General features: G+C 65.8%; 23 protein-coding genes (1 of these 23 cut by a window edge). 15 read left to right on the top strand and 8 right to left on the bottom strand.

Annotation, left to right across the window (positions count from 1 at the left end):
• The 7 genes from AABQ55_RS06740 to AABQ55_RS06770 form a co-directional block, all read right to left on the bottom strand.
• Positions 1–553: the 5' portion of an SDR family NAD(P)-dependent oxidoreductase gene (locus AABQ55_RS06740; protein WP_272804467.1), read on the bottom strand. Its footprint begins 206 nt before the window's first position; 553 of the gene's 759 nt are visible here — the first part of the coding sequence; its start codon is at positions 551–553; its stop codon lies beyond the left edge, outside the window.
• Between the two features lie 25 nt (positions 554–578).
• Positions 579–1,757 (bottom strand): amidohydrolase, encoded by a 1,179-nt coding sequence (locus AABQ55_RS06745; protein ID WP_272804468.1) that lies wholly within the window; start codon positions 1,755–1,757, stop codon positions 579–581.
• Complete coding sequence (locus tag AABQ55_RS06750) at positions 1,754–3,622, bottom strand: dipeptide ABC transporter ATP-binding protein (protein WP_272804469.1); 1,869 nt, start codon at positions 3,620–3,622, stop codon at positions 1,754–1,756. The genes AABQ55_RS06745 and AABQ55_RS06750 overlap by 4 nt, the downstream gene beginning before the upstream one ends.
• Positions 3,622–4,533, bottom strand: coding sequence for an ABC transporter permease (locus tag AABQ55_RS06755; protein WP_272804470.1), 912 nt, complete (start codon positions 4,531–4,533; stop codon positions 3,622–3,624). The genes AABQ55_RS06750 and AABQ55_RS06755 overlap by 1 nt, the downstream gene beginning before the upstream one ends.
• An 8-nt stretch (positions 4,534–4,541) precedes the next feature.
• Positions 4,542–5,531 carry an ABC transporter permease gene (locus AABQ55_RS06760; protein ID WP_272804471.1) on the bottom strand — a complete coding sequence of 330 codons (990 nt, stop codon included), beginning with the start codon at positions 5,529–5,531 and terminating at the stop codon, positions 4,542–4,544.
• Positions 5,532–5,599: 68 nt separating this feature from the next.
• Positions 5,600–7,129, bottom strand: a complete 1,530-nt coding sequence (locus tag AABQ55_RS06765; protein WP_272807404.1) for an ABC transporter substrate-binding protein — start codon at positions 7,127–7,129, stop codon at positions 5,600–5,602.
• Between the two features lie 4 nt (positions 7,130–7,133).
• Positions 7,134–7,478, bottom strand: a complete 345-nt coding sequence (locus AABQ55_RS06770) for a hypothetical protein (RefSeq protein WP_272804472.1) — start codon at positions 7,476–7,478, stop codon at positions 7,134–7,136.
• A 279-nt stretch (positions 7,479–7,757) separates the two neighbouring features.
• Between AABQ55_RS06770 and AABQ55_RS06775 the strand changes: the two genes are divergently transcribed.
• From AABQ55_RS06775 to AABQ55_RS06845, 15 genes are all read left to right on the top strand, one after another.
• The gene (locus AABQ55_RS06775; protein ID WP_244768090.1) at positions 7,758–8,909 is read left to right on the top strand and encodes a transporter substrate-binding domain-containing protein; all 1,152 of its coding nucleotides are present in this window, start codon (positions 7,758–7,760) and stop codon (positions 8,907–8,909) included.
• Positions 8,910–9,614, top strand: coding sequence for an ANTAR domain-containing response regulator (locus AABQ55_RS06780; protein WP_272804473.1), 705 nt, complete (start codon positions 8,910–8,912; stop codon positions 9,612–9,614).
• 281 nt (positions 9,615–9,895) lie between these two features.
• On the top strand, positions 9,896–11,143 hold the full coding sequence (locus AABQ55_RS06785) for a transporter substrate-binding protein (RefSeq protein WP_272804474.1): 1,248 nt from the start codon (positions 9,896–9,898) through the stop codon (positions 11,141–11,143).
• Between the two features lie 64 nt (positions 11,144–11,207).
• Entirely contained in the window at positions 11,208–12,077 is an 870-nt protein-coding gene (urtB, locus tag AABQ55_RS06790) for an urea ABC transporter permease subunit UrtB (RefSeq protein ID WP_272804475.1), read from the top strand.
• Between the two features lie 28 nt (positions 12,078–12,105).
• Positions 12,106–13,233 (top strand): urea ABC transporter permease subunit UrtC, encoded by a 1,128-nt coding sequence (gene urtC, locus AABQ55_RS06795; RefSeq protein ID WP_272804476.1) that lies wholly within the window; start codon positions 12,106–12,108, stop codon positions 13,231–13,233.
• A complete protein-coding gene (gene urtD / locus AABQ55_RS06800) occupies positions 13,230–13,994 on the top strand; it encodes an urea ABC transporter ATP-binding protein UrtD (protein ID WP_272804477.1) in 765 nt (254 codons plus the stop codon). Before urtC ends, urtD begins: the two co-directional genes overlap by 4 nt.
• Positions 13,987–14,682, top strand: a complete 696-nt coding sequence (gene urtE / locus AABQ55_RS06805) for an urea ABC transporter ATP-binding subunit UrtE (protein ID WP_272804478.1) — start codon at positions 13,987–13,989, stop codon at positions 14,680–14,682. The genes urtD and urtE overlap by 8 nt, the downstream gene beginning before the upstream one ends.
• Positions 14,683–14,693: 11 nt before the next feature.
• A complete protein-coding gene (locus AABQ55_RS06810; RefSeq protein ID WP_272804479.1) occupies positions 14,694–15,728 on the top strand; it encodes an aliphatic amidase in 1,035 nt (344 codons plus the stop codon).
• A 70-nt stretch (positions 15,729–15,798) separates the two neighbouring features.
• Complete coding sequence (locus AABQ55_RS06815; protein WP_272804480.1) at positions 15,799–17,130, top strand: purine-cytosine permease family protein; 1,332 nt, start codon at positions 15,799–15,801, stop codon at positions 17,128–17,130.
• Positions 17,131–17,188: 58 nt separating this feature from the next.
• Positions 17,189–18,208, top strand: a complete 1,020-nt coding sequence (locus AABQ55_RS06820; protein WP_272804481.1) for an alpha/beta fold hydrolase — start codon at positions 17,189–17,191, stop codon at positions 18,206–18,208.
• A 45-nt stretch (positions 18,209–18,253) separates the two neighbouring features.
• On the top strand, positions 18,254–19,066 hold the full coding sequence (locus AABQ55_RS06825) for a CbbQ/NirQ/NorQ/GpvN family protein (protein WP_272804482.1): 813 nt from the start codon (positions 18,254–18,256) through the stop codon (positions 19,064–19,066).
• A gap of 25 nt (positions 19,067–19,091) precedes the next feature.
• A complete protein-coding gene (locus tag AABQ55_RS06830) occupies positions 19,092–21,281 on the top strand; it encodes a nitric oxide reductase activation protein NorD (RefSeq protein WP_272804483.1) in 2,190 nt (729 codons plus the stop codon).
• Between the two features lie 273 nt (positions 21,282–21,554).
• On the top strand, positions 21,555–22,211 hold the full coding sequence (locus tag AABQ55_RS06835; protein ID WP_272804484.1) for an ABC transporter ATP-binding protein: 657 nt from the start codon (positions 21,555–21,557) through the stop codon (positions 22,209–22,211).
• Positions 22,208–24,607, top strand: a complete 2,400-nt coding sequence (locus tag AABQ55_RS06840) for an ABC transporter permease (protein WP_443021085.1) — start codon at positions 22,208–22,210, stop codon at positions 24,605–24,607. Before AABQ55_RS06835 ends, AABQ55_RS06840 begins: the two co-directional genes overlap by 4 nt.
• Positions 24,597–25,643, top strand: coding sequence for a lipocalin-like domain-containing protein (locus AABQ55_RS06845; RefSeq protein ID WP_272804485.1), 1,047 nt, complete (start codon positions 24,597–24,599; stop codon positions 25,641–25,643). Before AABQ55_RS06840 ends, AABQ55_RS06845 begins: the two co-directional genes overlap by 11 nt.
• A 303-nt stretch (positions 25,644–25,946) precedes the next feature.
• On the opposite strand, the gene AABQ55_RS06850 is transcribed toward AABQ55_RS06845, so the two are convergent.
• Complete coding sequence (locus tag AABQ55_RS06850) at positions 25,947–26,489, bottom strand: hypothetical protein (protein WP_272804486.1); 543 nt, start codon at positions 26,487–26,489, stop codon at positions 25,947–25,949.
• Positions 26,490–26,608 lie beyond the last annotated feature (119 nt).

Raw genomic sequence — 26,608 nt, forward strand, 5'->3', positions numbered from 1 at the left:
CGGGCAGGACGGAGTTCACGCGGATATTGTCCGGCGCCAGCTCCTGCGCGAGCGCCACGGTATAGGCGATGACCGCGCCCTTGGCGGCGGCGTAGCCCGTCATGCCGGGTGCGCCGCGAAGGCCCGCCAGCGAGGAGGTGGTGATGATGCTGCCGCCGCCGGCCTTGCGGATGACGGGGGCGGCATATTTCGTCGCGAGGAACGTGCCGCGGGCATTGACGTCGAACACCGCGTCCCAGTCGGCGGTGGAGAACTGCTCGGCATGGCCGAGCCTCTGCAGCCCGGCGAAGAAGACGAGCGTATCGATCCCGTCCATCCGGCTTTCCGCCGCCGCGACGGCATCGCGCACGCTCGCCTCCTCGCGGACGTCGCAGGCGATGGCCGAGGCGTGACGGCCCGTTTTCGCGAGGCTTGCGACCGTTTCCTCGGCCGCCGGCAGGTTAATGTCGGCGATGACGATGTCGGCGCCGTTGTCGGCGAACTGGATGGCCGCGGCTCTGCCGATGCCGGTGGCGGCGCCGATCATCAAGGCTTTCTTGCCCGCAAGTCTCATGTCTCTTCTCCTCTGGTCAGGTCGTTTATGCGGTTTGCGATTGGCAGGCCTGCGCAAGCGCGACCCAATAGTGCGCGCCGAGCGGCAGGATCTCGTCGTTGAAGTCGAAGTCCGGGCTGTGCAGCGCCGTCGGGCGGCCGTTGCCGATCCAGGCATAGGCGCCCTTGCGCGCGGCGAGCATGAAGGCGAAGTCTTCCGAGGCCATGCTCGGCGGAAACTGCGTGACCGGCGCCCCGCCGGCGGGCGAGAGTTCCGCGGCGCGCAGCATGATGCCGGCGGCGTCGGCATCATTCGTCGTCACGGGGTATTGCGACTTGAGGTTGAGGGCGATCTCCACGGCATGGGTCCGGGCGACGCCCTCGACGATCTCGTGCATCCGGCGGTGCGCCGTCCGGGCGACGCCGGGATCGAAGTAGCGCAGGGTTCCGCGCAGCGCGACGCTGTCGGGCAGCGCGTTCAGGGAATGACCGCCATGGATCTGGGTGATCGAGAGCACGAGCTGCTGGTGCGGATCGATGGCGCGGCTGACGATGGCCTGCAGCGCCTGCGTCAGCGCGCCCGCTGCCACGATCGTATCAGTGCCGAGATGCGGCAGGGCCGCATGCACGCCGTCGCCGCTGACCGTGATCGTGAAGAGGTCCATGGCGGCCATCATCGGCCCCGGCTGCACCGCGATCCTGCCCGTTTCGAGGGAGGGCCAGTTGTGCAGGCCGAAGACGAGGTCGCATTGCGCATGGTCGAAAAGCCCGTCCTCGACCATGACCCTGCCGCCGCCGGCCGCCTCCTCGGCCGGCTGGAAGATGAAATGCAGCGTGCCCGCTAGATCCTCCTGCCGGGAGAGATAGTCGGCCGCGGCGAGCAGCATGGCCATATGCCCGTCGTGCCCGCAGGCATGGGTGGCACCGGGGCGGGCGGAGCGGTAGGGCAGGGACGATTGCTCGTTCAGCGGCAGGGCGTCCATGTCCGCGCGAAAGCCGATGCTCGGTCCCGCCCTCTTTCCCCGCAGGCTCGCCACCAGACCGGTTCCGGCAAGGCCCTGCCTGACCGGCAGGCCCATCTCGTCGAGACGGGCCGCCAGGAAGGCCGCCGTCTCGCGCTCCTCGAAGGCGGTTTCGGGGTTGCGGTGGAGGTGGTGCCGCCAGACGCAGTGGGCGGCCGCGCGCTCGCCGAAGAACGCTGACGCCCGTTCGAGGAAGAATGTCATAGGCTGTCCATTCGTTTCAGGTCTGACCCGTTGTGCGCTTTCAACGCGATCGAGGGGGCCGGCAGCCGGTCGAGGCCGAGATGGCACGCGGCCGCGCTTCCGCCCGCCCGGGGTGACAGCGGCGGCTCGACGTTTCGACAGGTCTCGATGACGAAGGGGCAGCGGCTGCGGAAGGAGCAGCCTTCGGGAATGTGGATCGGGTCCGGCGGCTCGCCTTCGAGCAGGTAGTCCTTCGGCAGGAAGGGCTTTTCCTCCACCGTGCTCACCGAACTCAGAAGCGTGCGCGTGTAGGGATGGGCGGGCTCGCCGAAGATCGTCTCGTTGTCGCCGATCTCGACGATCTTGCCGAGATACATCACCGCGATGCGGGCGCAGGCCCGCCGCACCATGGCAAGGTCGTGCGAGATGTAGAGATAGGTGATGCCATGCTTGCGCTGGAGGCTGTCGAAGAGGTCGAGAAGCCTGGCCTGCTCGATCTGGTCGAGCGCGGACAGCGTCTCGTCGAGGATCAGCACACTCGGTTCGAGAACCATCGCCCGGGCGATGTTGACGCGCTGCCGCTGGCCCGCGCTGAGGCCGACGGGCAGGGCGTCGTAGAGATCGGGCGACAGGCCGACGTCCTGCATCACGCCGCAGACCCGTTCCCGCAGTCCGCGTCCCGAGGCCAGCCGGTGGATGCGCAGGGGCTCGGCGATTGTCGCACCGATCGAAACATGCGACGGGATGGACGTGTAGGGATCCTGCAGAAGGAGCTGGAACCGCCGCCGCATCGAAAGCAGGGCCGCGCCGCGCAGGGTGGCGACGTCGACGCCGTTCACCTCGATCGCGCCATGATCCGGCGGTTCCAGCGAAGAGAGCAGGCGCGACAGGGTGGATTTTCCGCAGCCGGATTCGCCGATGAGCCCGAGGCTTTCGCCGCGCCGGACTTCGAAGGAGACGCCCCGCACCGCCTGTACCCGGTTCTTGCGGAACAGCGACGTGCGATCCTTCACCGCATAGGTCTTGGCGACATCGCGCACGCTGAGGACGACGGGTTCGGCATTGGCCTCGGGTATGCTGCCGACGCCGTGCCAGAGGCGGGGGACCTTGGCGAGGAGATCCTTCGTATAGGGGTGAACCGGGTTCCTCTGGATCCTGCCGGTATCCTGCGCCTCCACGATGCTCCCCTTGTCGAGGACAACGACCTCGTCGGCGATGTCGACGATGGTGCCGAAGGAGGAGGAGACGAAGACGATGGAGGTGCCGAAATCCCGTTGCAGGTCGCGCAGCAGCCGCAGGATCTGCGCGGCAACGGTCACGTCCAGCGGCTGGGTGATGTTGTCGGCGACCAGCAGCTTCGGGTTGGAGATCAGCGCATCGACGATCATCGCCCGCTGCATCATGCCGCCGGAGAATTGGAAGGGATATTCGTCGAAGCGCGAGCGGGCGGAGGGGATGCGCACGGCATCGAGCAGGTCGACGACGCGCTTCCTTGTCTCCTGGCGGGGAAGGCCCGGCTCGATGGTCCGCAGCTTCTCCTCGATCTGGTGGCCCACCGGCACCGTCGGGTCGAGCGCCGTCGTCGGATTGGCGCCGATATAGGCGATCTCGCGGCCGCGCAGGCGCGCCATGTCCGTCTCCGGCAGGGCGAGAAGGTCGCGGTCCCGATAGATCACCCTGCCGGCGGTGATCACAAGCGGCGGGCGCACCCAGTTCACCAGGGCGCGCGACAGAAGCGTCTTGCCCGCGCCGCTTTCGCCGATGATGCCGAGGACGGATTTCGGCTTCACCGCGAAGGTGACGTTCGAGATGAGGGGGCGTGCAGCACCGGCCGAACCGAAGCGGATGCTGAGGTTTTCGACGTTCAGGAGAGGTTCCGCCGCCATCATGCCGCTCCCTGCAGGACGAGGTTCCGGCTTCTTTCCAGAACGCCGCCCATGAGGTTGAGGCTGCCCAGCGAAAGCGCGAGCAGGCAGCCGGGGACGATGGTGATCCACCAGGCATTCAGGAGATATTGCGTGCCGCCCGAGATGATCGTGCCGAAGGTCGGCGTCGGCGGCTGGATGCCGATGCCGATGAAGCCGAAGATTGCCTCGAAGATCATCATGCGCGCCACGTCGAGGACCGCGACGAAGGCGATGGGCGGCAGGATGGACGGCGCGATATGGCGGACCATGATGCGAAGGTCCGACGCACCGATGATGCGCGCGGCGCGCACATATTCCTTCTGCCGCTCGGCGAGCGTCACGCTGCGCGCGACGCGGGCGTAGATCGGCCAGCCGGAGAGCACGAGCACCGCGACGATGGTGAACGGGTTCGGCCGCGACATGCCGAGAATGGTGATGGCGAGGATGATGACCGGAATGGACATCTGGATATCGGTGATGCGCATCAGGACGACATCCGTCCAGCCGCCGCGATAGCCGGAGAAGATGCCGATGGCGCAGCCGAGCACGAACATCAGCATGACGCTGACGATGCCGATCAGGAAGGCGTTGCGCAGGCCGACCAGCGAGCGCAGCAGGAGGTCGCGGCCGAGCTGGTCGGTACCGAGGAAATAGGGGAGCCTGCCGCCCTCCATGAAGACGGGGGGCAGGAACTTGTCGGCGACGGAGATCTTCGTGGCGGAGGCGTCGATGACGAAGGGCCCGAGCAGCGTCAGCAGGCAGAGCGCAAGGAAGAGCAGGCTCGCCACCTTCATTTCGGAGGAGCGCCAGGCAAGGCGCAGGATGCGGGCATTGACGCTCTGGCCCCGGGCCGGGGCGGAGGACTGCGGGATGGAGGACAGGATGGTCATGATACCCCTCAGAACTCCAGGCGCCGGTCGATCGTCGTCGAGGCGAAGTCGACGGCGATGTTGATTAAGACGAGCACGGTGCTGGCGAAGATCGCGACGGTCTGGATCACGGGGAAGTCGCGCTGGAAGACCGCGTTGATGGTCAGGAGCCCGATGCCGGGGAAGCTGAAGATATATTCGACGACGAAGAGCCCGCCGAGCAGCATACCGATCATCTGCGCGCCGAAGCTGTTGAGCAGCGGCACGGCCGCGTTGCGCAGCACATGGCGGAACAGCATGATCCGCGCGCTGAGGCCGCGCACCTGGCCGATCTCGTAGAACGGGTCCTGCACATTGGTCGCGACCGCCACAGAGATCGAGCGGATCATCACCGGCGCGAGTTCCACCGCGACGACGATCGCCGGGATGATGACATAGCCGATATGCTGGTAGCCGATGGCGGGCAGCCAGCCGGTGCGCGCCGAAAGCAGGTAGATCAGCACGATGCCGACCCAGACATTGGGCAGCGAGACGAAGAAGGAGGAGAGGTAGAGGGCGACCTTCTGGGGCCAGCCGCTGTTCCTTACTCCGGCCAGTATGCCGAGCGGTATCGAGACCAGACAGGCGAGCAGGAAGCCGCAGGCGGCGAGCAGCAGCGTATAGGGCAGGGCCTTGGCGATCAGCTCGATGACGGCGGCGCGCTCGACGGGCGGCGCGCCGGCAGCGTCCTGGGAGCCGCCCGTTGTGCCGCCCTGCTTGCCGCGGATGAAGGAATTGCCGAAGTCGCCCCTGGCGATATCGCCGAGATAGCGCAGGAACTGCACCGGAATGGGATCGCGCAGCCCGAGGCGCTCGGCCGTTTCCTCCATGGCGCTCGGCGTCGCCATCGGCCCGAGGATGATGCGGATCGGATCGCCCGGCGCGATGCGCAGCAGCGTGAAAATGACGAAGGCGACGGCCAGGACGATGAGAACACCCTGACTGATGCGCCGCAAGAAGAATTCCAGGGCAAAAGCCATCTTTGGTCATCCGGCGATACGGGAACGGGAGCGGGCGATGCGGTGCCGGCGCATCGCCCGCAGGCGGCCTAGGACAGTGTCGCCTTCGACAGATCGATCGGCCCGTTCGGATAGAACGTGACGCCGTCGAGCCTGGCGCTCATCGCGCGCAGGAAGACCGAGGAGAAGAGCGAGATGCTCGGCGCCTTCCCGGCGATGAGCGGAAGGGTCTCTTCCTGCAATATCTTCAGGCGTTCCTCCGTGGAGGTGGCGCCGCGTTCCTTGTCGAGGGATGCGTCGATCTGCGGGTCGCTGACACCGTTGATGAGCGCGAACTGGGAATGGTAGTTCGGCCGCAGCACGAGGTCCGGTTCGGGCGAGCCGGTGATCCAGCCGACATCGATGATATGACCGGGGCCCTGGCCGTCGGCGCGGCGATAGAGCTGTTCCTCCCAGGCGGCCGGCTCAAGGGTGGTGAGCTTCACCGGGAAACCCTGTTCCTGCAGCATGGCGGTGATGAGCTCGCCATATTCGCGGGTCTTCGGATAGAAGCCGACCGAGGTGATGTACTCGATTTCCGGCAGGCCCTCACCGTTCGGGAAACCGGCCTCGGCGAGAAGCGCCTGCGTCTTTTCCGGATCGTATTCCGGATAGCCCTTCACGTCGGTGAAGCCGAACTTCACCGGCGAGATGTGGCAGTTCGATGCCTGTCCGGCCTCCCCGACCACGGCAAGGACCTGGGAACGGTCGATGGCATGGCAGACCGCCAGCCGGATGCGCGGATCGTCGAAGGGCGGCTTGTTGCAGCGGAAGTGGAGATATTTGTTCTCGCTGGAAAGCGAGCGGTCCGTCTTCAGGCTCGCCTCCTTCTGGAGGGAGAGATACTGCTCCGGCTCCAGGCGCTCGGTCAGGTGATACTGACCATTGAGGAGGCCGAGCACGCGGGTGTTGGCGTCGGGCACATAGGCCCAGACGATCTCCTCGATGGTGGGTTTGCCCTCATGGAAATCGTCGAAGGCGGCGAACTTGATCTGGTCGCCGACGGTCTCGACATATTTGAACGGGCCTGTTCCGTTCGGCCTTTGCTTGAGCGTATCGGGATTGGCGACGTCGGCGGCCGACAGGATCGGCAGGAAGCTCGAAACGTACCAGAAATTCAGCGCCGGATAGCCGTATTGCCTGGTGTTCAGCCGCACCGTGTGGTCGTCGATCACTTCGACGTCCACGCGCCCCGGATACCAGGCCGAGGCCGGACGGTCGGGGTTGGAGGCATATTCGTAGGTCGCCTTGACGTCCGCCGCGGTGAAGGGCTTGCCGTCATGGAAGGTGACGCCCTGGCGCAGCTTGTATTCCAGCGTGTGCTCGTCGATGACGGACCATTCGGTCGCAAGGTCCGGCAGGATCTCGCCTGGATTGGCCTCGCTCATCGGGCATTTGGTCAGGTGTCCGAAGAGGAAGCCCTCGGCGGTGATCTGCGGGGCGACCGTGTGCGAGGTCGGGTCCCAGCTGCTGGTCACGGTGCCTGCCGCCGCGAAGATGAGCGGGCCGGATGCGGCCGCGGCCCGGCTGGCAAGGCTCGGTAGCGAAAGCGCGGCGACGCCGAGGGCGGTCGCCTTCATGAATTCACGTCGGTTGATCGTCACGGTTCAGGTTCCCTCTGGTTGGCGAAAAGGCACGCAGAGAGGCGCCGGCTCTCGGCCGGAAAATGTCGATGAAAAATGCTGCCCCTCCAGGAAGGCGGATTTCTCTGGATCCGCTTGCTTCCATGCGTTTTGTAAACTTAAACGCAACTATATTCAAGTGACTTGAATGTGAAGGTGGTGTAATTTCCTTCCGCGCCTCTCGCTTGAGGAGCTTGGTCGGCAAATCCGCTGAGACGGGCACGCCCTCGATTTCCAGTGGTTTGCGGCGTGTTGCGTCGAAAAGGCAGGCGATATGGCGGCGGCACAAAAGCGCGAAGAACCGCATGTTGACATTCCGCATTTCTCGATCTTATCGTAACGGGACGTCAATCCGTTGACGGGCGGCAAGGTTGCCGCCGGACTTCTGAGCGCAATGTCGCCTCCTGTGCCTCGCATCGTTCCGAGGCTGGGAGGTTTTTTGTTTTCTGGCGGGAGAACGAAAACAGGCGCATCCTGGGAAACGCGGACGGACGGCACTTCGGCAAGCTGAAGCCATGGGGCGACAAGACCTCACGGCGATGGCCGATCAAGAAAAGGGGATCAAATACAGGGATGAACCGAGACAATGGGAGCTCTCAATCGAAACCAGCGAACGTCCGCGCCATGGCGTGTCGGGGTCCTGTTCTCGAAGACCGGATTCATGTCGGTCATCGAGGAAACCCAGCTGCGCGGCACGCTGATCGCCATCGATGAAATCAACGACCGGGGCGGCGTCAACGGGCGCCCGATCGAGCCGATCGTCTATGATCCGGGCTCGGAGATCCGGTCCTACGGGCAGTATGCCAAGCGCCTGATGGTCGAGGATGGTGTCAGCACGATCTTCGGCTGCTACACCTCGGCGAGCCGCAAGGCGGTCCTGCCGGTCGTCGAGCGGCTGGATGGCCTTCTGTGGTATCCGACGCTCTACGAGGGGTTCGAGTTCTCGCCGAACGTCATCTATACGGGCGCGACACCGAACCAGAATTCCGTGCAGCTGTGCAAGGCGCTGATGAGCCAGTTCGGCAACCGGTTCTTCTTCGTCGGGTCGGACTATGTCTATCCGCGCGAATCCAACCGCGTGATGCGGGAGTTGGTGCGCAACAATGGCGGAACGGTCGTGGGGGAGCGGTATCTTCGCCTGGAGGCCGACCGCAGCGAATTCGTGCCGCTGGTGCGCGAGATCAAGCAGGCGCAGCCGGACGTCATCTTTTCGACGGTCGTGGGCGAATCCACCACCTTCCTCTATCAGGCCTATCACGATCTCGGCCTCAATCCGAAGACCGTGCCGATCGCCAGCCTCACCACGACCGAGGCGGAGATCCGGGCGATGGGCTACGATGTCGGGGAGGGGCATTATACGGCCGCATCCTACTTCCAGGGCATCGAGACGGCGCGCAACAGCAGTTTCGTCAGCCACTACCAGAAGCGCTACGGCGACGACGAGCCGACCAATATGTGCCTCGAAGCCTCGTATTTTCAGGTGAATCTCTTCGCCCGCACGCTGGAGGAGACCAATTCCCTCGACACCAGGCAGCTGCGCACCTTCGTCATGGGCGCGGAATTCGAGGCGCCGCAGGGAAGCGTGTCGATCAATCCCGTCTGGGGCCATGCGGATGTGTGGACGCGCATCGGCCGGGCGAACCGGCAGGGCCAGTTCGACATCGTCTTCCAGTCACAGGCCAGCGTGAAGGCCGATCCCTATCTCATCGGCTACGGCCGTTGCCTGGAGAATTGCTGAATGCAGCGAACAGAAACGCGCCGTCCCGCGCGGGAGGAGAAGATGCCGGACATGTCGAGGGCGGACTACGGGCACGATCGCTGGATCGGTACGCAACGGCCGGAAAGCCGCGCCAGCGCGGAGGAGCGCCCGCGGCAGGCGGGCCTGCCGGCCGAATTCACCGTCGCCGTCATCGTCGAGCGTGACGACAACGGCGAGTTCCTGATCCGGGAATTGCAGCGGCAGCGCGTCGCCGTGCGGCACATCTGGCCGAAGCCGGCGCAGATTCCCCTGCAATACGACGCGATCTTCTGCCTGCTGTCGGACGATCTTCCCCAGCGCATACCCTGGGTGCCGGGGGAGCCTTCCTCTGCGCTCATCCTGGTGGATGACGGCAAGGCGCCCCTCAATTTGAAGCTCGTCCACAACTGCGCGGCGCATGGCATGCTGCATTATCCGGCAACCGCCCGGATGATCCAGTCGGTGCTGATGATGGCCCGCGAGCATTTCCAATATGAGCGGCGCCTTCGCGGGCGGATCGACAAGCTCGACGAGAACCTGCGCACCATGCGCCTCGTCGAGCGGGCGAAGGCGCTGCTCATCCGCTTGAAAAACCTGAGCGAAGAGGAGGCCTACAACTTCCTGCGCAAGCAGGCGATGGAGAAGCGCGTGACCATCGGCGCCGTCGCTGCGGCGGTGATTGACTCGCACGAACTTCTCAGTTAGCGTTTTGGAATTGTCCGCGGCAAAGACGCTGCGCACATAAAGGGTGACGAAACCCCGCGGGTCCGCAAAGAGCGGAACGTGGGGTTTTTTGTTTTTCTGAATGGCCTGATGCAGGCCCGGTGAAGCAACGCTGGTGGCGTTGCATCCGGACCCGCCGACAGCCCGAGCACATTCCCCGCGGCGAGGACGCCGCAAACAAATCCAGAGGCGAAGAGGCCCCGAAACGATCTGCCGGACCGGCGGAGCGCTTCGGGGCCTTTGTTTTTTGATGGAGACAGAGGGTGAACAAGAACAGGCGTGAATTTCTGAAAGTTGGGGCCGCAGCAGGCGCGGTGTCGCTGGTCGGCTTTCCCCATATCTGGTCGAAGAATTCCTCGCTGGCCTTCGCACAGGACGGCGAGATCAAGGTGGGCGTGCTCTTCTCGCTGACCGGCACGACGGCGATCATCGAGGAGTCGCTGAACAAGGCGACGCTGATGGCGATCGAGGAGATCAACACCAATGGCGGCATCAACGGCCTGAAGATCACACCGGTCGTGGAGGACCCCGCATCGGACCCGGCGACCTTCGCCGAAAAGGCCCGCAAGCTGGTGCTCTCCGACCGCTGTGTTTCCGTCTTCGGCTCCTACACCTCGGCGAGCCGCAAGGCGGTGCTGCCGGTCTTCGAGAAGCAGGAGAACCTCTTCTGGTATCCGACGCTCTACGAGGGCCGCGAGTGCTCCAAGAACGTCATCTATACCGGCGCCGTGCCGAACCAGCAGCAGGACGATTTCATCCCCTGGCTCGTCGAGAAGTTCGGCAAGCGCTGGTACCTGATCGGCTCGAACTACATCTATCCGAAGGAAGAGAACAACTACTGCAAGAAGCTGCTCGAAGGGCTCGGCGCGGAAGTGATCGCCGAGGAATACGTGCCGCTCGGCCATTCGGAATTCTCCTCCGTCATCAACAAGTTCCGCTCGGAAAAGCCCAACGTCATCTTCTCGACGGTGGTCGGCGATTCCGTCGTGGCGCTGCACCGGCAGTATCGTGCGGCCGGCCTCGACCCGGCGACCATGCCGATGGCGAGCCTCACCACCTCGGAGAACGAGGTCGCGGCCATGGGCGGTGACGCCGCCGCCGGCCACTTCACCTCCGCACCCTATTTCATGGTCTTCGATTCCCCGGAGAACCAGCGTTTCGTCGAGGCCTATCGCTCGCGCTGGGGTGGCGACAAGGTCACGCATTTCGTGTCGGAATCCGCCTATTTCCAGATCCACCTCTTCAAGCAGGCGGTCGCCAAGCTCGCCGCGAGCGACATCGGCCCGCTCGCCATCCGCGAGGCGGTGAAGGGCGAGGAATACAAGGCGCCGCAGGGGCTCGTGAAGGTGGAGCCGGAGAACCTGCATTGCTGGCTGCGCCCGAAGATCGGGCAATGCAAGGCGGACGGGCAGTTCGAGATCCTGACGCAGTCCGCCGACTGGCTGGAGCCCAATCCCTACAGTGCCTATCCCAACCAGAAGTGCACCGCCGAAGGCCTCAAGGAGGTCTGATCCCCCAAGCAGCCGGCGGCCGTCTGTCGGTCGGCCGCCGGCCCAACCTGCGGAGAAGGTGCATATGGACTTCGTCGTTTCGCAAATCCTGACAGGCCTCAGCCTGTCGTCGATCCTGCTTCTCGTGGCCCTCGGGCTTGCGATCATCTATGGCGTGACCGGCGTCATCAACCTTGCCCACGGCGAGTTCGTGATGCTCGGCGCCTATTGCGCCTGGCTGCTGCAGAGCCAGCTCGGCTGGAGCCTGCTGGCGAGCCTTGCCGTGATCTTCCTCCTGATCGCCGCGCTCGGCTGGCTGATCGAGGTCGCCGTCATCCGCCATCTCTACGACCGGCCGCTGGACACGATCCTTGCCACCTGGGGCCTTGGCGTGATGACCCAGCAGATCGTCCGCCTGACGGCCGGCGGCGAGCTGCGCTACGTCCAGATGCCGCCGTCGCTGTCCGGCAGCGTCGATATCCTCGGTGCGACCGACTCGGCCTACCGGCTCTTCGTGCTCGCCGTGGCGCTCGGCCTCTTCCTCGCGACCTGGTGCATCTACCGCTACACGTCCTTCGGCCTGAAGCTTCGGGCGATCACCCAGAACCGCGCCATCGCTTCGAGCTTCGGCATCAATTCCGCCAGAGCCTACCGGCTGACCTTTGCCTACGGGGCCGGCATTGCGGGGCTCGCCGGCGCGCTGATCTCGCCCTTGAAGAGCGTCTCACCCGAGATGGGCACGACCTATGTCGTCGATGCCTTCATGGTTGTCGTGCTCGGTGGCGTGCAGAGCCTTGTCGGTACGCTCGTGAGCTCCGCCGTGCTCGGCGAAACCTCCGGGCTCCTTGCCTATTACAGCAACGACACGATCGCCAAGGCGCTCGTCCTCGTCGCCATCGTCATCATCATCCGGTTCCGGCCGCAGGGCTTGTTCGCCCCGCGTGTGCGCGCCTGACCGCCCGCGTCAACGAGAGGTTCCGTCCTTGTCTGGAAAAGTCTCCCGCCAAATCCTCCTCTACGGCGTCGTCTGTCTGGCGATCCTCATCGTGCCCGTGCTGGTCGACGACGCCTTCCTGCTGAACAAATATGCCCGCTACCTGATCTTCGGCATGCTGGCGATCGCGCTCAGCCTGTCCTGGGGCTATGCCGGCATCCTCAATCTCGGCCAGGCGACGACCTTCGGCCTCGGCTCCTACTGCATGGCCATGTTCCTGAAGCTGAAGACGGTGCCGATCCACACCGGCAGCGACGGTCTTCCCGACTTCATGGTCTGGAACAATGTGACGGAACTGCCGTGGATATGGGTGCCGTTCCATTCCATGCCCTTCGCGCTTCTCGCCGGCATCCTCGTCCCGGCACTGTTCGCCGCGCTGCTCGGCTGGTTCATGTTCGGCGGGCGCATCGCCGGGGTCTATGCGGCGATCATCACGCTTGCCGCCATGGTGGTGGTCAACCTCATCATCATCGACCAGCAGAGCTACACCGGCGGCTTCAACGGCATCACCGATCTCGCGCGGTTCGAGATTTTCGGCCTGACCTTCGACGTCTACTCAGCCTCGACCTACTATCTCGTCGCGATCTGCCTCACGGTCACGCTGTTCCTCGCGCTCGCCGTTTCGCGCAGCAAGACCGGCCTCATCCTGCAGGCGGTGCGCGACCAGGAGGAGCGGGTGCGCTTCTTCGGTTATGACGTGGCGCTCTACAAGACCTTCGTCTTCGCGCTTTCGGCCGCCATCGCCGGCCTTGCGGGCATGCTCTACACGATCATCATGGAATTCGCCTCGCCGACCTTCCTCGGCGTGCCGCTCAGCCTTTCCATCGTGATCTGGGTCGCCGTCGGCGGCCGGCAGAGCCTTCTCGGCGCCATGCTGGGCGCGGTGCTCGTCACCGGCGTGCAGGGCGCACTGTCGGAAACCGAAGCCTTCCTCGAAACCTGGACCCTCGTCATGGGCGGCCTCTTCGTCCTCATCGTGCTGTTCATGCCGAAGGGGCTGGCGGGCGTCTTCGAAGCCCTCGTGCGTCGCTTCCCTAAGGCGGCGCGCAAGGGCGGCGCCCGCCATGCCACCGAGCAAACCTCCAAATCCCAACCCCATCTCGGAGGTGCGCTATGACGCCCGCACGCGAACAGCTCCTTGCGCTCAAACAGGTGACCGTGGCCTTTTCCGGTTTCATCGCTGTCGACCGGCTCGACTTCGAGGTGGCGTCGGGCGAGCTGCGCTGCCTGATCGGCCCGAACGGTGCCGGCAAATCGACGACGCTCGACCTGATCTGCGGCAAGTCCCGCATCACATCCGGGGAAATCGCCTTCCGCGGCGCTCCGATCCACGTTCTCAAGGAATTCCGGATCGCACGCACCGGCATCGGCCGCAAGTTCCAGGTGCCGAGCGTCTTCCGCGAGCTGACCGTCCGGGAAAACCTGGAGATCGGTTGCTCGCGCGATCCGGGCGTCTGGCGCAACCTGTTCCGGTTCTCCGGCGGGGTGGATACCGAGCGGCTGGAACGCCTCGCCGTCCTCGTCGGGCTGGAGGATCATCTCGAAACCCAGGCAGCGCAGCTTTCGCACGGCCAGACGCAATGGCTGGAGATCGCCCTCATCCTCGCCCAGGATCCGGCGCTCATCCTGATGGACGAGCCGACGGCCGGCATGACGGCGCACGAGACCAACATGACCGCCGAGCTCTTCAACCGGCTGCGCGGCAAGCACACGCTCGTCGTCGTCGAGCATGACATGGGCTTCGTGCGCGACATCGCCGAGACGATCTCGGTCATGCATCAGGGCAAGCTGCTGGCGCAGGGCACCGCCGACGAGGTTTCGCAGGATGCGAAGGTCCGCGAGGCCTATCTCGGCTCGGGAGGCATCGGCCATGCTTGAGCTTTCCGATGTCGACGGCTTCTACGGCCGCAGCCGAGCCCTCCAGTCCGTCTCGCTCTCGGTGCGGGAGGGGGAATTCCTGACGGTGCTCGGGCGCAACGGCGTCGGCAAGACGACGCTGCTGCGCACCATCCTCGGCCTCATGTCACGCTGCGCCGGCTCGATCCGGCTCGACGGGGCGGAGATCAACCAGCTCCCCACGCACGTGAGGGCACGTGCCGGGCTCGGCTACGTGCCGCAGGGGCGGGGCATCCTGCCGAGCTTCACCGTGCGCGAGAACCTTCTCATCGGCACCTTCGCGGCGGAGAAGCCGGCGCGCACGATCCCCGACCACATCTTCGACCTCTTCCCGATCCTCAAGGAATTCCTCGGCCGGCGCAGCGGCAACCTCTCCGGCGGCCAGCAGCAGCAGCTCGCCATCGCGCGGGCGCTCCTGTCGGAACCGAAGATCCTGCTCCTCGACGAGCCGACGGAGGGCATCCAGCCCAACATCGTCGAGCAGATCGAGGACGTGCTGATCGACCTCAACCGCAAGCACGGCCTCGCCGTGATCCTCGTCGAACAGAACATCAAATTCGCGCGGCGGGCCTCGCACCGCTTCGCGATCCTCAATCGCGGGAGCGTGGCCGTGTCCGACGACATCGGCGCGCTCAGCGATGAGCTCATCCAGAGCCACCTCGTCGTCTAAGGAGACTTGAAATGTACCATGGTGACATCAGCAGCAGCAAAGATACCGTCGGCGTTGCTGTCGTGAACTACAAGATGCCGCGGCTGCACACCAAGGCCGAAGTGCTGGAGAACGCCCGCAAGATCGCCGCGATGGTGGAGGGCATGAAGATCGGCCTGCCGGGCATGGATCTGGTCGTCTTCCCGGAATATTCGACCCACGGGATCATGTATGATTCCAGGGAGATGTACGAAACCGCCTCGCAGATACCGGGCGAGGAGACGGCGATCTTCGCCGAGGCTTGCCGCAAGGCCAATGTCTGGGGCGTCTTCTCGCTGACCGGCGAGCGCCACGAGGAGCACCCGAACAAGGCGCCCTACAACACGCTCATCCTCATGAACAACAAGGGCGAGATCGTCCAGAAATACCGCAAGATCATGCCTTGGGTGCCGATCGAGGGCTGGTATCCCGGCGACTGCACCTATGTCTCCGAGGGGCCGAAGGGCCTGAAGATCAGCCTCATCATCTGCGACGACGGCAACTATCCGGAAATCTGGCGCGACTGCGCCATGCGGGGCGCCGAGCTCATCATCCGCTGCCAGGGCTACATGTATCCGGCCAAGGAGCAGCAGGTGCAGATCTCCAAGTCGATGGCCTGGGCGAACAATGTCTATGTCGCGGTCGCCAATGCCGCCGGCTTCGACGGCGTCTATTCCTATTTCGGCCATTCCGCCATTATCGGCTTCGACGGGCGCACGCTCGGCGAATGCGGCACGGAGGAGAACGGCATCCAGTATGCCCAGCTCTCCGTCTCGGCCATCCGCGATGCCCGCCGCAACGGCCAGTCGCAGAACCACCTCTTCAAGCTCCTGCACCGCGGCTACACCGGCACGATCAATTCCGGCGACGGCGACCGCGGCGTCGCGGCCTGCCCTTACAACTTCTACGCCAGGTGGGTGAACGACCCGGACGGGACGCGCGAGATGGTCGAGGCCATGACCCGCGGCACGGTCGGCACGGACGAATGCCCGATAGACGGCATCCCGCACGCGGCCGCCCATCGCTGATGCCAACCGGGCCATCCGGTCCTGGGAACCGGATGGCCTTCCTCAACAGAAAGACATGAGGGGAACGAACATGTCTACACACTCCAAAGGGCCTGGCGATCCGTCGCCGCTCGATGCCGACCATGTGCTCGGCGAGGAATACGAACATGCGCCGGTGCCGCTTTCGGCCCGGCATAGCCTGTTTTCCATGGTGACGGTCTGGGCCGGCTTCCCGGCGATCATCACCGGTTCCATGACCGGCTCGATCCTCGTGCTGGGCATGGGCTTTTCCCGCGCACTCGCGGCGATGGTCATCGGCAACCTGATCATGTTCGCCTATGTCGGCGCGCTCGGGCTTTCGGCGACGCGGAGCGGCCGGAATTTCGCGCTGATCGCGTCGGAAGTCTTCGGCACGAAGGGATATGCGCTCGCCTCGGGCCTGCTCTCGACGCTGCTGCTCGGCTGGTTTGCGGTGCAGACGGGCATTACCGGCGCGCTCATCGCCAGCACCTACGAGATGAACTATGTCGCTATGACCATCGTGGCAGGCCTGCTCTACATCGCCATCACCTTCATCGGCGTGCGCGGCCTGCACCTGATCGGCCTCGTCTCGGTGCCGCTGTTCTTCGTGCTCGGCCTGTTCGTGGTGTTGCATTCGGCTTCGACCACCACCTTCGACGCGATCTGGAGCTATGCCGGCAACAACGGTGTCGCCACCATGTCGATGGGCGTCGGGCTGACGGTGGTCATCGCCCTCTTCATCGATGCCGGTACGGTCACCGCCGACTTCAACCGCTGGGCCCGGACCGGCAGCCATTCCCTCATCGCGACCTTCTCGGCCTTTCCGGTCTCCAACCTCGTCGCCATGCTGGTCGGTGGCATCCTGACGGCGGCCCTTGCCGTGCCGGATGCCAACCCGTTCGGGGCGGACAACATGTTCGGCTACATGAACACGCTGCAGATCGGCTGGCTGAGCGCGCTCGCCTTCCTGTTCCTCTACATCAACCTCGGCTCGGTCTGCTCGCATTGCCTCTACAATGCGGCGACGGGCTGGTCGCGCATCCTCGGCTCGAAGATGCGGCTGCTCGCCGTCGTGCTCGGCATCCTCGGCATCGTCATCGCCGCGGGCAATGTCTGGGCTTTCTTCATCCAGTGGCTGTCGCTGCTCGGCATCGTGGTCCCGCCCATCGGCATGATCCTGCTCGTCGAGGCCTACATCTTCAAAAGCGGCGGCGGGGCGGAGAAGGAATGGCGCTCGACGCCCTTCATCTCCTGGGCGATCGGCGCGGCGGTCGGCTTCATCGTCGAGTTCTATGCGCCGCAGCTTTCCACCGCGATCAGCGCGGGCATCGTCGCCGGCATCGCCCATTTCGCGCTCTCCTCGCTGAAGGATCGGCGGTCCGCGGTGGATGCATCCGTCTGAACACGGCGGCGCGCCTCGGCGCGCGCCGAACGCGCATTTTCAATGAAGGAAAACAGACATGACGCTCGATTACGAGATCTTCGAACTCGGCGATTTCGCCCTGCAGAACGGCGCGATCCTGCGCGAGGCCAAACTCGCCTACAAGACCTTCGGCACCCTCAATGCCGCGAAGGATAACGCCATCCTCTATCCGACCTGGTATTCCGGCCAGCACTACGACAACGAATGGCTGGTCGGCCCGGGCATGGCGCTCGATCCCGGCAGGTATTTCATCATCATCCCCAACATGTTCGGCAACGGCCTCTCCTCCTCGCCGAGCAACACGCCGGAGCCCTACAACGCCGCCCGCTTCCCGAAGGTGACGGCCTATGACAATGTCCGCGCCCAGCACCGGCTGGTGACGGAGCATCTGGGGATTTCGCATCTGCGCCTGGTGACGGGCTGGTCCATGGGCGGGCTCCAGACCTTCCATTGGGGCGCGATGTACCCCGGCATGATGGACCTGCTCGCGCCCTTCTGCGGTTCGGCGAAATGCTCGCGCCACAACTTCGTCTTCCTCGAAGGCGTCAAGGCGGCCCTGACGGCGGACGGGTCCTTCCAGGACGGCTGGTACAAGGAGAAGCCGCACAAGGGCCTGCGCGCCGCCGCCCGCGTCTATGCCGGCTGGGGCTTTTCGCAATCCTTCTACCGCGAGGAGCTCGACCTGAAGGCGCTGGGCTACGCCTCGCTGGAGGACTTTCTCGTCTCCTTCTGGGAGGGCTTCTTCCTGCCGAAGGATCCGAACAACCTGCTTGCCATGCTCTGGACCTGGCAGAACGGCGACATCTCTGCAAACGAACTCTACAACGGTGACTACAAGGCCGCGCTCAACGCCATCAAGGCGAAGGCCTATGTCATGCCCGGCAGAACCGACCTCTACTTCCCGCCGGAGGACAGCGAGAACGAGGTTGCGAACATGCCGAATGCGACCTACGTGCCGATCCCCTCGATCTGGGGGCACTTTGCCGGCGGGCCGGGCACCAACCCCGTCGACGTCAAGTTCCTGGACGACAAACTGAAGGAGCTGCTGGCGTCCTGAAATCCCCCGCGCCGCGATGGCCGGGAGCATCGCGGCGCCAACTCCATGAGGTCTATCGTGACGAACCTGGATGCCTATCGCATTTCCAGCGAACCTTTCTATCGGCCGGTCGAAAGCGAGATCGCGCTGTTTACGGCCGCGCACAAGAGCCGCATGCCCGTCATGCTGAAGGGGCCGACCGGCTGCGGCAAGACGCGCTTCGTCGAGCACATGGCCTGGCGGCTGGGCAAGCCGCTGATCACCGTCTCCTGCCATGAGGACATGACCGCCTCCGACCTCGTCGGCCGCTACCTGCTCGATACGGACGGCACGGTCTGGCACGACGGACCGCTGACCCTTGCCGTGCGCGAGGGGGCCATCTGCTATCTCGACGAGATCGTCGAGGCGCGTCAGGACACGACCGTCGTCATCCATTCCCTGACCGACGACCGGCGTATCCTGCCGCTCGAGAAGAAGAACGAGGTGGTGCGGGCGCATCCGGATTTCCAGGTCGTCATTTCCTACAATCCCGGTTACCAGAGCGTGCTCAAGGACCTGAAGGAATCGACCAAGCAGCGCTTCGGCGCCATTGCCTTCGGCTATCCGTCGCCGGATATCGAGGCGGAGATCGTCGCCCGGGAGGCGGGCATCGAGCGGCGCACGGCGGAGACCCTGGTGCGCATCGCCGAGCGGTCGCGCAACCTCAAGGGGCAGGGCCTCGAAGAGGGAGCCTCCACGCGCATGCTCATCAATGCCGGGCTGCTCGTTGCCGCCGGCATTGCCATCGAGGCGGCCTGCCAGGTGGCGATGGTCGTGCCGATCACCGATGACCCTGATCTGCGCGATGCGCTTTCCGGCGCCATCGCCGCCTGCCTTTGAACGTTTCATGCAGGAGGCGGCAACCATGAATGCGCCCGATGGATTTCCGCCCGAATGGCGGGAGCGCTGGCATGTCGCGCATGGCCGCATCGACCGGGCCGGTTACGGCGACCTCGTCGCCGATGCCTATCGCCGCGCCGGCCCCGCCGTGGCCGCGCTTGCCGGCCCGGCTTTTGCCGTTCGCCTCGCCTCGGCGGTATCGCAGGTCGCGATCCGCTCGGGCCGGCTGGCCGCAAGCCGCGTGCCGCAGGCGGCGCTTGTCGCATCGCGCCATTTCGATGAGGCGGCGATGAACGCCTGGGCGGCGGCGATTGAGGATGTCGCACGCCGGGCGCCGGAGGCCGCGCTTCCCCTTCTGGAAAACACCGGCCGGCTCCTTGAGGCATTGGATGCGCCGGATTTCGTCGCCTTCGTGCGCATGGGCCTGCATATCGGCGCCAAGGACGTGGCGCGCCGGCGCGCTTTCTTCGCATTGGAAAGCGGCGAGGCGATCCGCCTGGTCGAGGGGCGCGGGGCGGGAGGCGGCCTTGCCGAATGGCGCCATGGCCTCGGCCTTTACCTCAAGGCTCTCTGGGGCATGGCGCCGCCGATTGCCGAAGCGCCGCCGGATGCGCCGGAACAGATGCGGCGCAGGCCCGGTTTCGGTGGTGGCGGCGTGCGCCTGCCGGCCGCCTTCGCCGGCTTCGAGGATGGCGAGGCGAAGCTGCTCTACCGTGCCGCCGTCGCGCATATCGGCGCGCATCATCGCTTCACGCGGGCAAAATTTCCCGCCGCCGGGCTGAAGCCGCTGCAGATTGCCCTCGTTTCCCTCATCGAGGACGCGCGTGTCGAAAGGCTCGCCGCCCGGACGATGCCCGGCCTTGCCACCCTCTGGCGACGCTTCCATGTCGCCCGGCCGGAAGGCCCGCCCATCGCGATCGCCCTGATGGCGCGGCTTGCGCGGGCGCTGGCGGATCCGGACTATGCCGATCCGCATGGCTGGGTGGAGAAGGGGCGGACACTCTTCGCCGAGGCCGTCCGCGAAAATATCGGCGACCAGCAGCTCAGCCGGCGCATCGGCGGGCTGCTCGGCAACGATATCGGCCAGATGCGCCTGCAGTTCGACGCCAGGACCTATGTGGTTCAGCCGGCCTATCGCGACGACAATATCGGCATCTGGGATTTCGGCCCGGACGACAGCCAGGCGCCGGTCGAGATCGAGGCCATGCTCGAAGGCGCGCGGATCGAGCAGCAGGCCGGCGACGATGGCCGCCGCGAGGAGGGCGAGGATGGCGAGACCGCGGCCGGGCGGCTGGCCGAGGCGCAGGACGAGGATGGCCTGCTCGTTGCCCGCTACCCGGAATACGACCATGTCACCGGCCGCTACCGGCCGGAATGGTGCCGGGTGCGCGAAATGCCGGGCCAGATCGGTCCGCCCCGTGTCGCATCGGCCTTGAGCGAGGCGCGGTCCGACCTCGTCGACCGGCTTTCGACGCTCATCAGGGCCTCGCGGATCAGCCGCCAGCAGCGGGTCCGCGGCCAGACCGAAGGGGAGTTCCTCGACATGGACGCGAGCATCGCCGCCATGATCGCGCGGCGGGCGGGCGAGGTGCCGGATACGCGGGTCTACGGCCGCTACGAGCGGCGTTCGCGCGACATGTCGGTGCTCGTGCTGATCGATTCATCTCGCTCCACGACGGAGAGGGTGCGCGGTTCGCAAGGCTCCGTGCTGGAGATGGAGCGGTTGTCGACGGCGCTGCTCGCCCGCGCGATGGCGGATGTCGGCGATCCCTTCGCCATCGCCGCCTTCTGCTCCAATGGGCGGGAGGACGTGCGCTACATGCGCATCAAGGATTTCGGCCGGCCCTTCGACCGCTTCGCCATCGCCCGCCTCGCAGGGCTCACGGGCGACTATTCGACCCGGCTCGGCGCGGTTATCCGCCACGCCGGCAGCGATCTTCGCCGGCAGCGCAGCTACCGCAGGCTGCTCCTCATCGTCACGGACGGCGAACCCTCCGACATCGATGTCGACGACCGGCGCTATCTGGTGGAGGATGCCCGCATGGCGGTGCACGAACTCGGCCGCGAGGGGATAGACACCTTCTGCGTGGCGCTGGATTCGGACGCGGATTCCTATCCGCAGCGCATTTTCGGGCCGCGCGGCGCGATATGCATCGATTCGATCGACCGGCTCGACACGCTGCTGCCCGCGCTCTACCTGAGGCTGCGGGCCTAGAGCATTTCCAGCCGAAGCGAAGCCGCTTCGGCGTTGGATAATGCGGAAATGCTTTAGCGGGCCGGCCGGCAGGGTGTTTCCGGCGGTCCGAAAGTTCGGCGGGAAAGAGCCGTGATTGGCGCCGGGTCCTTGAGGAGTATGCCTGTCGCTCGAAATTCGGATCGTTGCGGCCAACGATCCGACGCGATGCGGCCGGCCGTCGCTTGCATGCCTTGTCGACGGATCTTGCGACTTGGCCTTTTTACTTTCCGCCGCATGCGATAGCTGTGTTGCATGCTGCTTTCGATCGAGGACCTGCGGAAATCCTATTTAGGCCCGGAAGGCCCGGTGCCCGTGCTGCGCGGCGTGACCCTCTCGCTCCAGGCGGGCGAGACGCTAGCGCTGACCGGCGAATCCGGTTCGGGCAAGAGCACGCTGTTGCACCTCGTGGCGGGACTGGACGCCGCAGACGGCGGGCGCGTTCTGCTCGACGGGCAGGAGGTCACGAGGCTCGACGACAGCGGGCGCGCGCGACTGAGGCGAAGCGTGGTGGGCATCGTCTTCCAGCAGTTCAACCTCATCCCCTCTCTGGACGTCGCCGCCAACATCGCCTTCCAGGCGCGCCTGAACGACACGCCGGAACCGCGGGCGCTTTCCCGGCTGGCCGACGCGCTGGGCCTGGAGCCGCACCTGCGGAAATATCCGGAGCAACTGTCCGGCGGCCAGCAGCAGCGCGTGGCGATCGCCCGGGCGCTCGCGGCGCGGCCGAAGCTGATCCTGGCGGACGAACCGACCGGCAACCTCGACGAGGCGACCGCGGACGAGGTGATGGAGCAGTTCCTCATGCTCGTGGCGGAAACCGGCGCTGCGCTCCTGATGGTCACGCACTCCCCGCGCCTTGCCGCGCGGCTCGGACGGCAGGCGCATCTCAGCCAGGGCCGCCTCCTGTGACCGGCGCGATCCTTTCGGCACTGGCGTCGCACTGGCGACGCAACCGGCTCCAGTTGATGACGCTGGTGCTCGGCCTCGCGCTGGCGACGGCGCTGTGGTCGGGGGTGCAGGCGATCAACGCCGAGGCGCGCGCGAGCTATGACGCAGCCGCCGCGACGCTGGCCGAAGGCCGGTTCGACCAGCTCCTGCCGCCCGAGGGGGATGCCATGCCGCAGGCGCTTTTCGTCGCGCTGCGCCGCGCCGGCTGGCTGGTCAGCCCGGTGGTGGAGGGCAGGTTGCGCGTGGGCGGGACGGCCGTGCGGCTGGTCGGCGTCGATCCGCTGACCGCGCCGCCGGGTTCGGCGGCGCGCGCGGCACTGGCGCGCGCCGACCTCGACCGTCTCGTGCGCGCCGACACGCTGGTCGCCGGGCCGCAGACGGCCGCGCTCCTTGCGGCGAACCTGTCCAACCCGGTCCTGGTCGATCAGGCGGTCGCACCGGGCACCGTGCTTGCCGACATCGGCGTTGCCCAGAAGCTGCTCGGCCGCGCGGGGCGCATCAGCCGCCTCATCGTCCTGCCGGACCAGCCGCTGCGGCAACGGCCGCTGGCCGAGATCGCGCCGGACCTGCTGCTCCAGCGCGCCGACGGTGCGACCGATGTCGGCCGGCTCACCGACAGCTTCCACCTCAATCTCACGGCCTTCGGCTTGCTCAGCTTCGCGGTCGGCATCTTCATCGTCCACGGGGCGATCGGCCTCGCATTCGAGCAGCGGCGCGGCATGGTTCGCACCCTGCGCGCGCTCGGCGTGCCGCTGCGCCGCCTGATCGTCCTGATGGTGCTGGAGCTTGTGGTGCTGGCGACGATTGCCGGCGCGCTCGGCATCGTGCTCGGCTATCTCATCGCGGCGCTCCTGCTGCCGGACGTTGCCGCCACGATACGGGGCCTTTACAGCGCCGACGTCGCCGGCACGCTGCAGATCCGTCCGGCATGGTGGCTTTCGGGAATGGCCATGGCGCTCGGCGGCGCCTTGCTCGCCTCGGCGAGCGCGTTGTGGCGGCTGGCGCGGATGCCGGTCCTGGCGGGTGCCGGCGGACGCGCCTGGGCGCTGGCCTCGGGGCGGACGCGCAAGCTGCAGGCCGCGGCGGCAGCCCTGCTGCTCGCGGTGGCAGGCGTTCTGGCCGTCACCGGGACTGGGCTCGCCGCCGGCTTCGCGCTGCTCGCCTGCCTGATGCTCGGCGCGGCCCTTGCGCTGGCGCCGTGCCTGGGGGCGATCCTGCGCCTTGGCGAAGCACGGGCAGCCCGCGCCATGGCGCAATGGTTCTGGGCGGACACCCGCCAGCAACTGCCCGGCCTCGGGCTTGCGCTGATGGCGCTGCTGCTCGCCATGGCCGCGAATATCGGCGTTTCAACCATGGTCTCGAGCTTTCGCCTGACCTTCGTCGGCTTCCTCGACCAGCGCCTGTCCGCCGAGCTCTACGTCGATGCGGAGGCTGTGGCGGACCGGGCAGGCCTGGAGCGTTTCCTGGAGGCGCGCTCCGACGCGGTGTTGCCGATCATGTCGGTCGATGCGACGCTCGCCGGGTTGCGGGCGGAGATCTTCGGCGCGCGCATCGGCTACACCTATCGTGAGAACTGGCGCTTCCTTGACGCCGTCCCGGCCGTCTGGGACGAGGTCGAAGCGGGCAGGGCCGTCATCATCAACGAGCAGCTTGCCCGCCGCGCCGGACTGAGCGTGGGCGATGCGCTCGCGCTTGGCCCCGGACTGTCGATGCCGGTCGCGGGCGTCGTAGGCGACTATGGAAACCCGATCGGCCAGGCCATCGTCGGCGAGGCGCTGTTCCGCCAGGCCTTCCCCGGCGTCGTGCCGCGGCGCTACGGCGTGCGCACCGACGACCCGCAGGGCCTGCGCCAGGCGCTCGTGGAGGCGTTCGACTTTCCCCCGGCGCGCATCGTCGACCAGGCGGCGCTCAAGGCGTTCTCGCTGTCGGTCTTCGAGCGCACCTTCTCGGTGACCGGGGCGCTGAACGTGCTGACGCTGGCGGTTGCGGCGTTCGCGATCCTGATGAGCCTGCTCACGCTGGCGGCGATGCGGCTGCCGCAGATGGCGCCCGTCTGGGCGATGGGAACGACCCAGCGCCGTCTCGCCGGCATGGAGATCCTGCGCACGGTGCTGCTCGCCGCGCTCACCGCGGTGCTGGCCTTGCCGCTGGGCCTGGTGCTCGCCTGGGTGCTGCTCGCCATCGTCAATGTCGAGGCGTTCGGCTGGCGCCTGCCGATGTACCTGTTTCCAGCCGAATACACCCGCCTGATGCTCTTCGCGCTCGGCGCCGCGCTTTCCGCCGCGCTCTGGCCGGCCTGGCGGCTGGCGCGCATGGAGCCTGCCGCGCTGCTGAGGATCTTCGCCAATGAACGTTAGGGCCCTGCTCTTTCTGCTGCTGGGTGTCGGCAACGCCTTCGCCCAGGGTTTTGCCGGGCTCGGCACCGACGCCGAGGGCTTCGCCGTGCCGGAGCGGGGCAGGCAGCTCGCGTTCCCGCAGGATCACGGAGCCCATCCGGACTACCGGATCGAGTGGTGGTACGTCACCGCGAACCTCACCGGGCCGGACGGTGCGGACTACGGCCTGCAATGGACGCTTTTCCGCTCGGCGCTCGCGCCGGGCGAGGGCGCGGCATGGGAGAGCCCGCAGGTGTGGTTCGGCCATGCCGCCGTCACCAGCGCCGCCGTGCACCGCGCCACGGAGCGTTTCGCGCGCGGCGGCACAGGCCAGGCGGGCGTGACGGCCGAGCCCTTCGCGGCCTGGATCGACGACTGGCAGATGGCGGGCGACAGCCTGGACCGCCTGCGGCTCACGGCGACGGGCAAGGATTTCGCCTACGATGTCGCCATGCGTGCGGAAGGCCCGATCGTGCTGCACGGCGAGCAGGGCTATTCGGTGAAATCGGCGAAAGGGCAGGCGAGCCACTACTATTCCCAGCCCTTCTTTGCTGTGGAGGGAACGATCACCCTGCCGGAAGGCGAAATCCCGGTGCGCGGCACGGCGTGGCTCGATCGCGAATGGTCGTCGCAGCCGCTGGCGGAGGAACAGTCCGGCTGGGACTGGTTCTCGCTCTCCTTCGACGCAGGCGAGAAGCTGATGGGTTTCCGCCTGCGCGATGCCGCTGGCGGCGACTTCACCTCCGCCACGTGGATCGCGGCGGACGGTACGGCGACGCCCTATGGCGACGGCAGGCTCGTCGCGACCCCGGTGGAGACGAGCCGGGTGAAGGGGCAAGACATCCCGACGCGCTGGCGGCTCACCCTGCCCGACCGTCGGCTCGACGTCACTGTCGGCGCGCTCAACACGCAGGCCTGGATGGATCTCGGCATTTCCTACTGGGAAGGTCCCGTGCGCGTGGCCGGCAGCCATCCCGGCAAGGGCTATCTGGAGATGACGGGTTATGGGCAGCGATAAGCATGACCCACGGCCGGCCTCGGTTGCCGCGCGGTGGCGATCCCCGGCCCGTTCCAATATCCGGCGCGTTGGTGGGAAAGATGGATGAATGGTGGCGAGCAGAAGCGGTTGCAAGGTTGCCTTGAGGCCGGCTCCTGCCAAATTCACCGAATCGCGGCTCGCGTCGCGACCCGAAAGGGCTGAGATTTGGTGGGAAGCGGGCAGGCGGCTTTCGCAAGCGACGTACTAAAAGCGGGCTTTTAACTGACCATCGCCATGTTCCTCTCCGAACCATTCGAGGCAGATAAAGTACAACGGCGGCCTTTAAGGCTGTGAACGGACGTTCAGAAGCTGCCTGATTTTAATGCCCATGTCGCTCGAATATTCAGCGATAAATGCCCCTGCGCACGACTTTTCATCCACATATAGGGCGCCGGGCGGATGTGGTAGATTCTTGGCGTATTCCACACGGTCGTTCATTGCGACAAGGCCGAGGATGTATCGACCGGGTGGCACGCTCTTGGCCGGTCCCCTTGTCGCCGGCGCCCAATATATGTCGGGCCTTGCCGCTACCGTTCCCTTGAGAACCTGCTCTACGTCGATGTTGAACCTGCCATAGAGTATCGACACATGATCCTTGGTACGCGCCTTCATCTTGGGGATCTTCTCCAGAATTTGCCGTACCCTGGCCGTGGCTGCGATATCGATGATTGCCTCATATCTCTGGACCTGACCGACGATGATGATGTCCGCCGTGATGAACTCTGAAGGAAAGAGCCTGATCGGTTCCGGGCAGGCAAGCGCCGACACATTCGCAACGAGCAAGGCTATTTTGACCAGAGCGATCATCTGTATGTGTTTCATCATCACTGCGTCCTGACCTTCTACGCCATCGCGAGCCTGACGGTAGGTACTTATCGCTTCTGGCGCGACGCAACCATCGCCAATCCTGATTCTAACGTCCGTTTTGAGAAGCGCCAGCGTGG

The organism is Shinella sp. WSD5-1 (assembly GCF_963942435.1).
In the GTDB taxonomy this organism is placed as follows: Bacteria; Pseudomonadota; Alphaproteobacteria; order Rhizobiales; family Rhizobiaceae; genus Shinella; species Shinella yambaruensis.

Excerpts from the sequence above, each read along its gene's own strand:
- AABQ55_RS06745 (WP_272804468.1), bottom strand. The coding sequence starts at position 1,757 with ATGACATTCTTCCTCGAACGGGCGTCAGCGTTCTTCGGCGAGCGCGCG.
- AABQ55_RS06750 (WP_272804469.1), bottom strand. The coding sequence starts at position 3,622 with ATGGCGGCGGAACCTCTCCTGAACGTCGAAAACCTCAGCATCCGCTTC.
- AABQ55_RS06755 (WP_272804470.1), bottom strand. The coding sequence starts at position 4,533 with ATGACCATCCTGTCCTCCATCCCGCAGTCCTCCGCCCCGGCCCGGGGC.
- AABQ55_RS06760 (WP_272804471.1), bottom strand. The coding sequence starts at position 5,531 with ATGGCTTTTGCCCTGGAATTCTTCTTGCGGCGCATCAGTCAGGGTGTT.
- AABQ55_RS06765 (WP_272807404.1), bottom strand. The coding sequence starts at position 7,129 with ATGAAGGCGACCGCCCTCGGCGTCGCCGCGCTTTCGCTACCGAGCCTT.
- AABQ55_RS06770 (WP_272804472.1), bottom strand. The coding sequence starts at position 7,478 with ATGCGGTTCTTCGCGCTTTTGTGCCGCCGCCATATCGCCTGCCTTTTC.
- AABQ55_RS06775 (WP_244768090.1), top strand. The coding sequence starts at position 7,758 with ATGGGAGCTCTCAATCGAAACCAGCGAACGTCCGCGCCATGGCGTGTC.
- AABQ55_RS06780 (WP_272804473.1), top strand. The coding sequence starts at position 8,910 with ATGCAGCGAACAGAAACGCGCCGTCCCGCGCGGGAGGAGAAGATGCCG.
- urtB (WP_272804475.1), top strand. The coding sequence starts at position 11,208 with ATGGACTTCGTCGTTTCGCAAATCCTGACAGGCCTCAGCCTGTCGTCG.
- urtD (WP_272804477.1), top strand. The coding sequence starts at position 13,230 with ATGACGCCCGCACGCGAACAGCTCCTTGCGCTCAAACAGGTGACCGTG.
- urtE (WP_272804478.1), top strand. The coding sequence starts at position 13,987 with ATGCTTGAGCTTTCCGATGTCGACGGCTTCTACGGCCGCAGCCGAGCC.
- AABQ55_RS06810 (WP_272804479.1), top strand. The coding sequence starts at position 14,694 with ATGTACCATGGTGACATCAGCAGCAGCAAAGATACCGTCGGCGTTGCT.
- AABQ55_RS06815 (WP_272804480.1), top strand. The coding sequence starts at position 15,799 with ATGTCTACACACTCCAAAGGGCCTGGCGATCCGTCGCCGCTCGATGCC.
- AABQ55_RS06820 (WP_272804481.1), top strand. The coding sequence starts at position 17,189 with ATGACGCTCGATTACGAGATCTTCGAACTCGGCGATTTCGCCCTGCAG.
- AABQ55_RS06825 (WP_272804482.1), top strand. The coding sequence starts at position 18,254 with ATGAGGTCTATCGTGACGAACCTGGATGCCTATCGCATTTCCAGCGAA.
- AABQ55_RS06830 (WP_272804483.1), top strand. The coding sequence starts at position 19,092 with ATGAATGCGCCCGATGGATTTCCGCCCGAATGGCGGGAGCGCTGGCAT.
- AABQ55_RS06835 (WP_272804484.1), top strand. The coding sequence starts at position 21,555 with ATGCTGCTTTCGATCGAGGACCTGCGGAAATCCTATTTAGGCCCGGAA.
- AABQ55_RS06845 (WP_272804485.1), top strand. The coding sequence starts at position 24,597 with ATGAACGTTAGGGCCCTGCTCTTTCTGCTGCTGGGTGTCGGCAACGCC.
- AABQ55_RS06850 (WP_272804486.1), bottom strand. The coding sequence starts at position 26,489 with ATGATGAAACACATACAGATGATCGCTCTGGTCAAAATAGCCTTGCTC.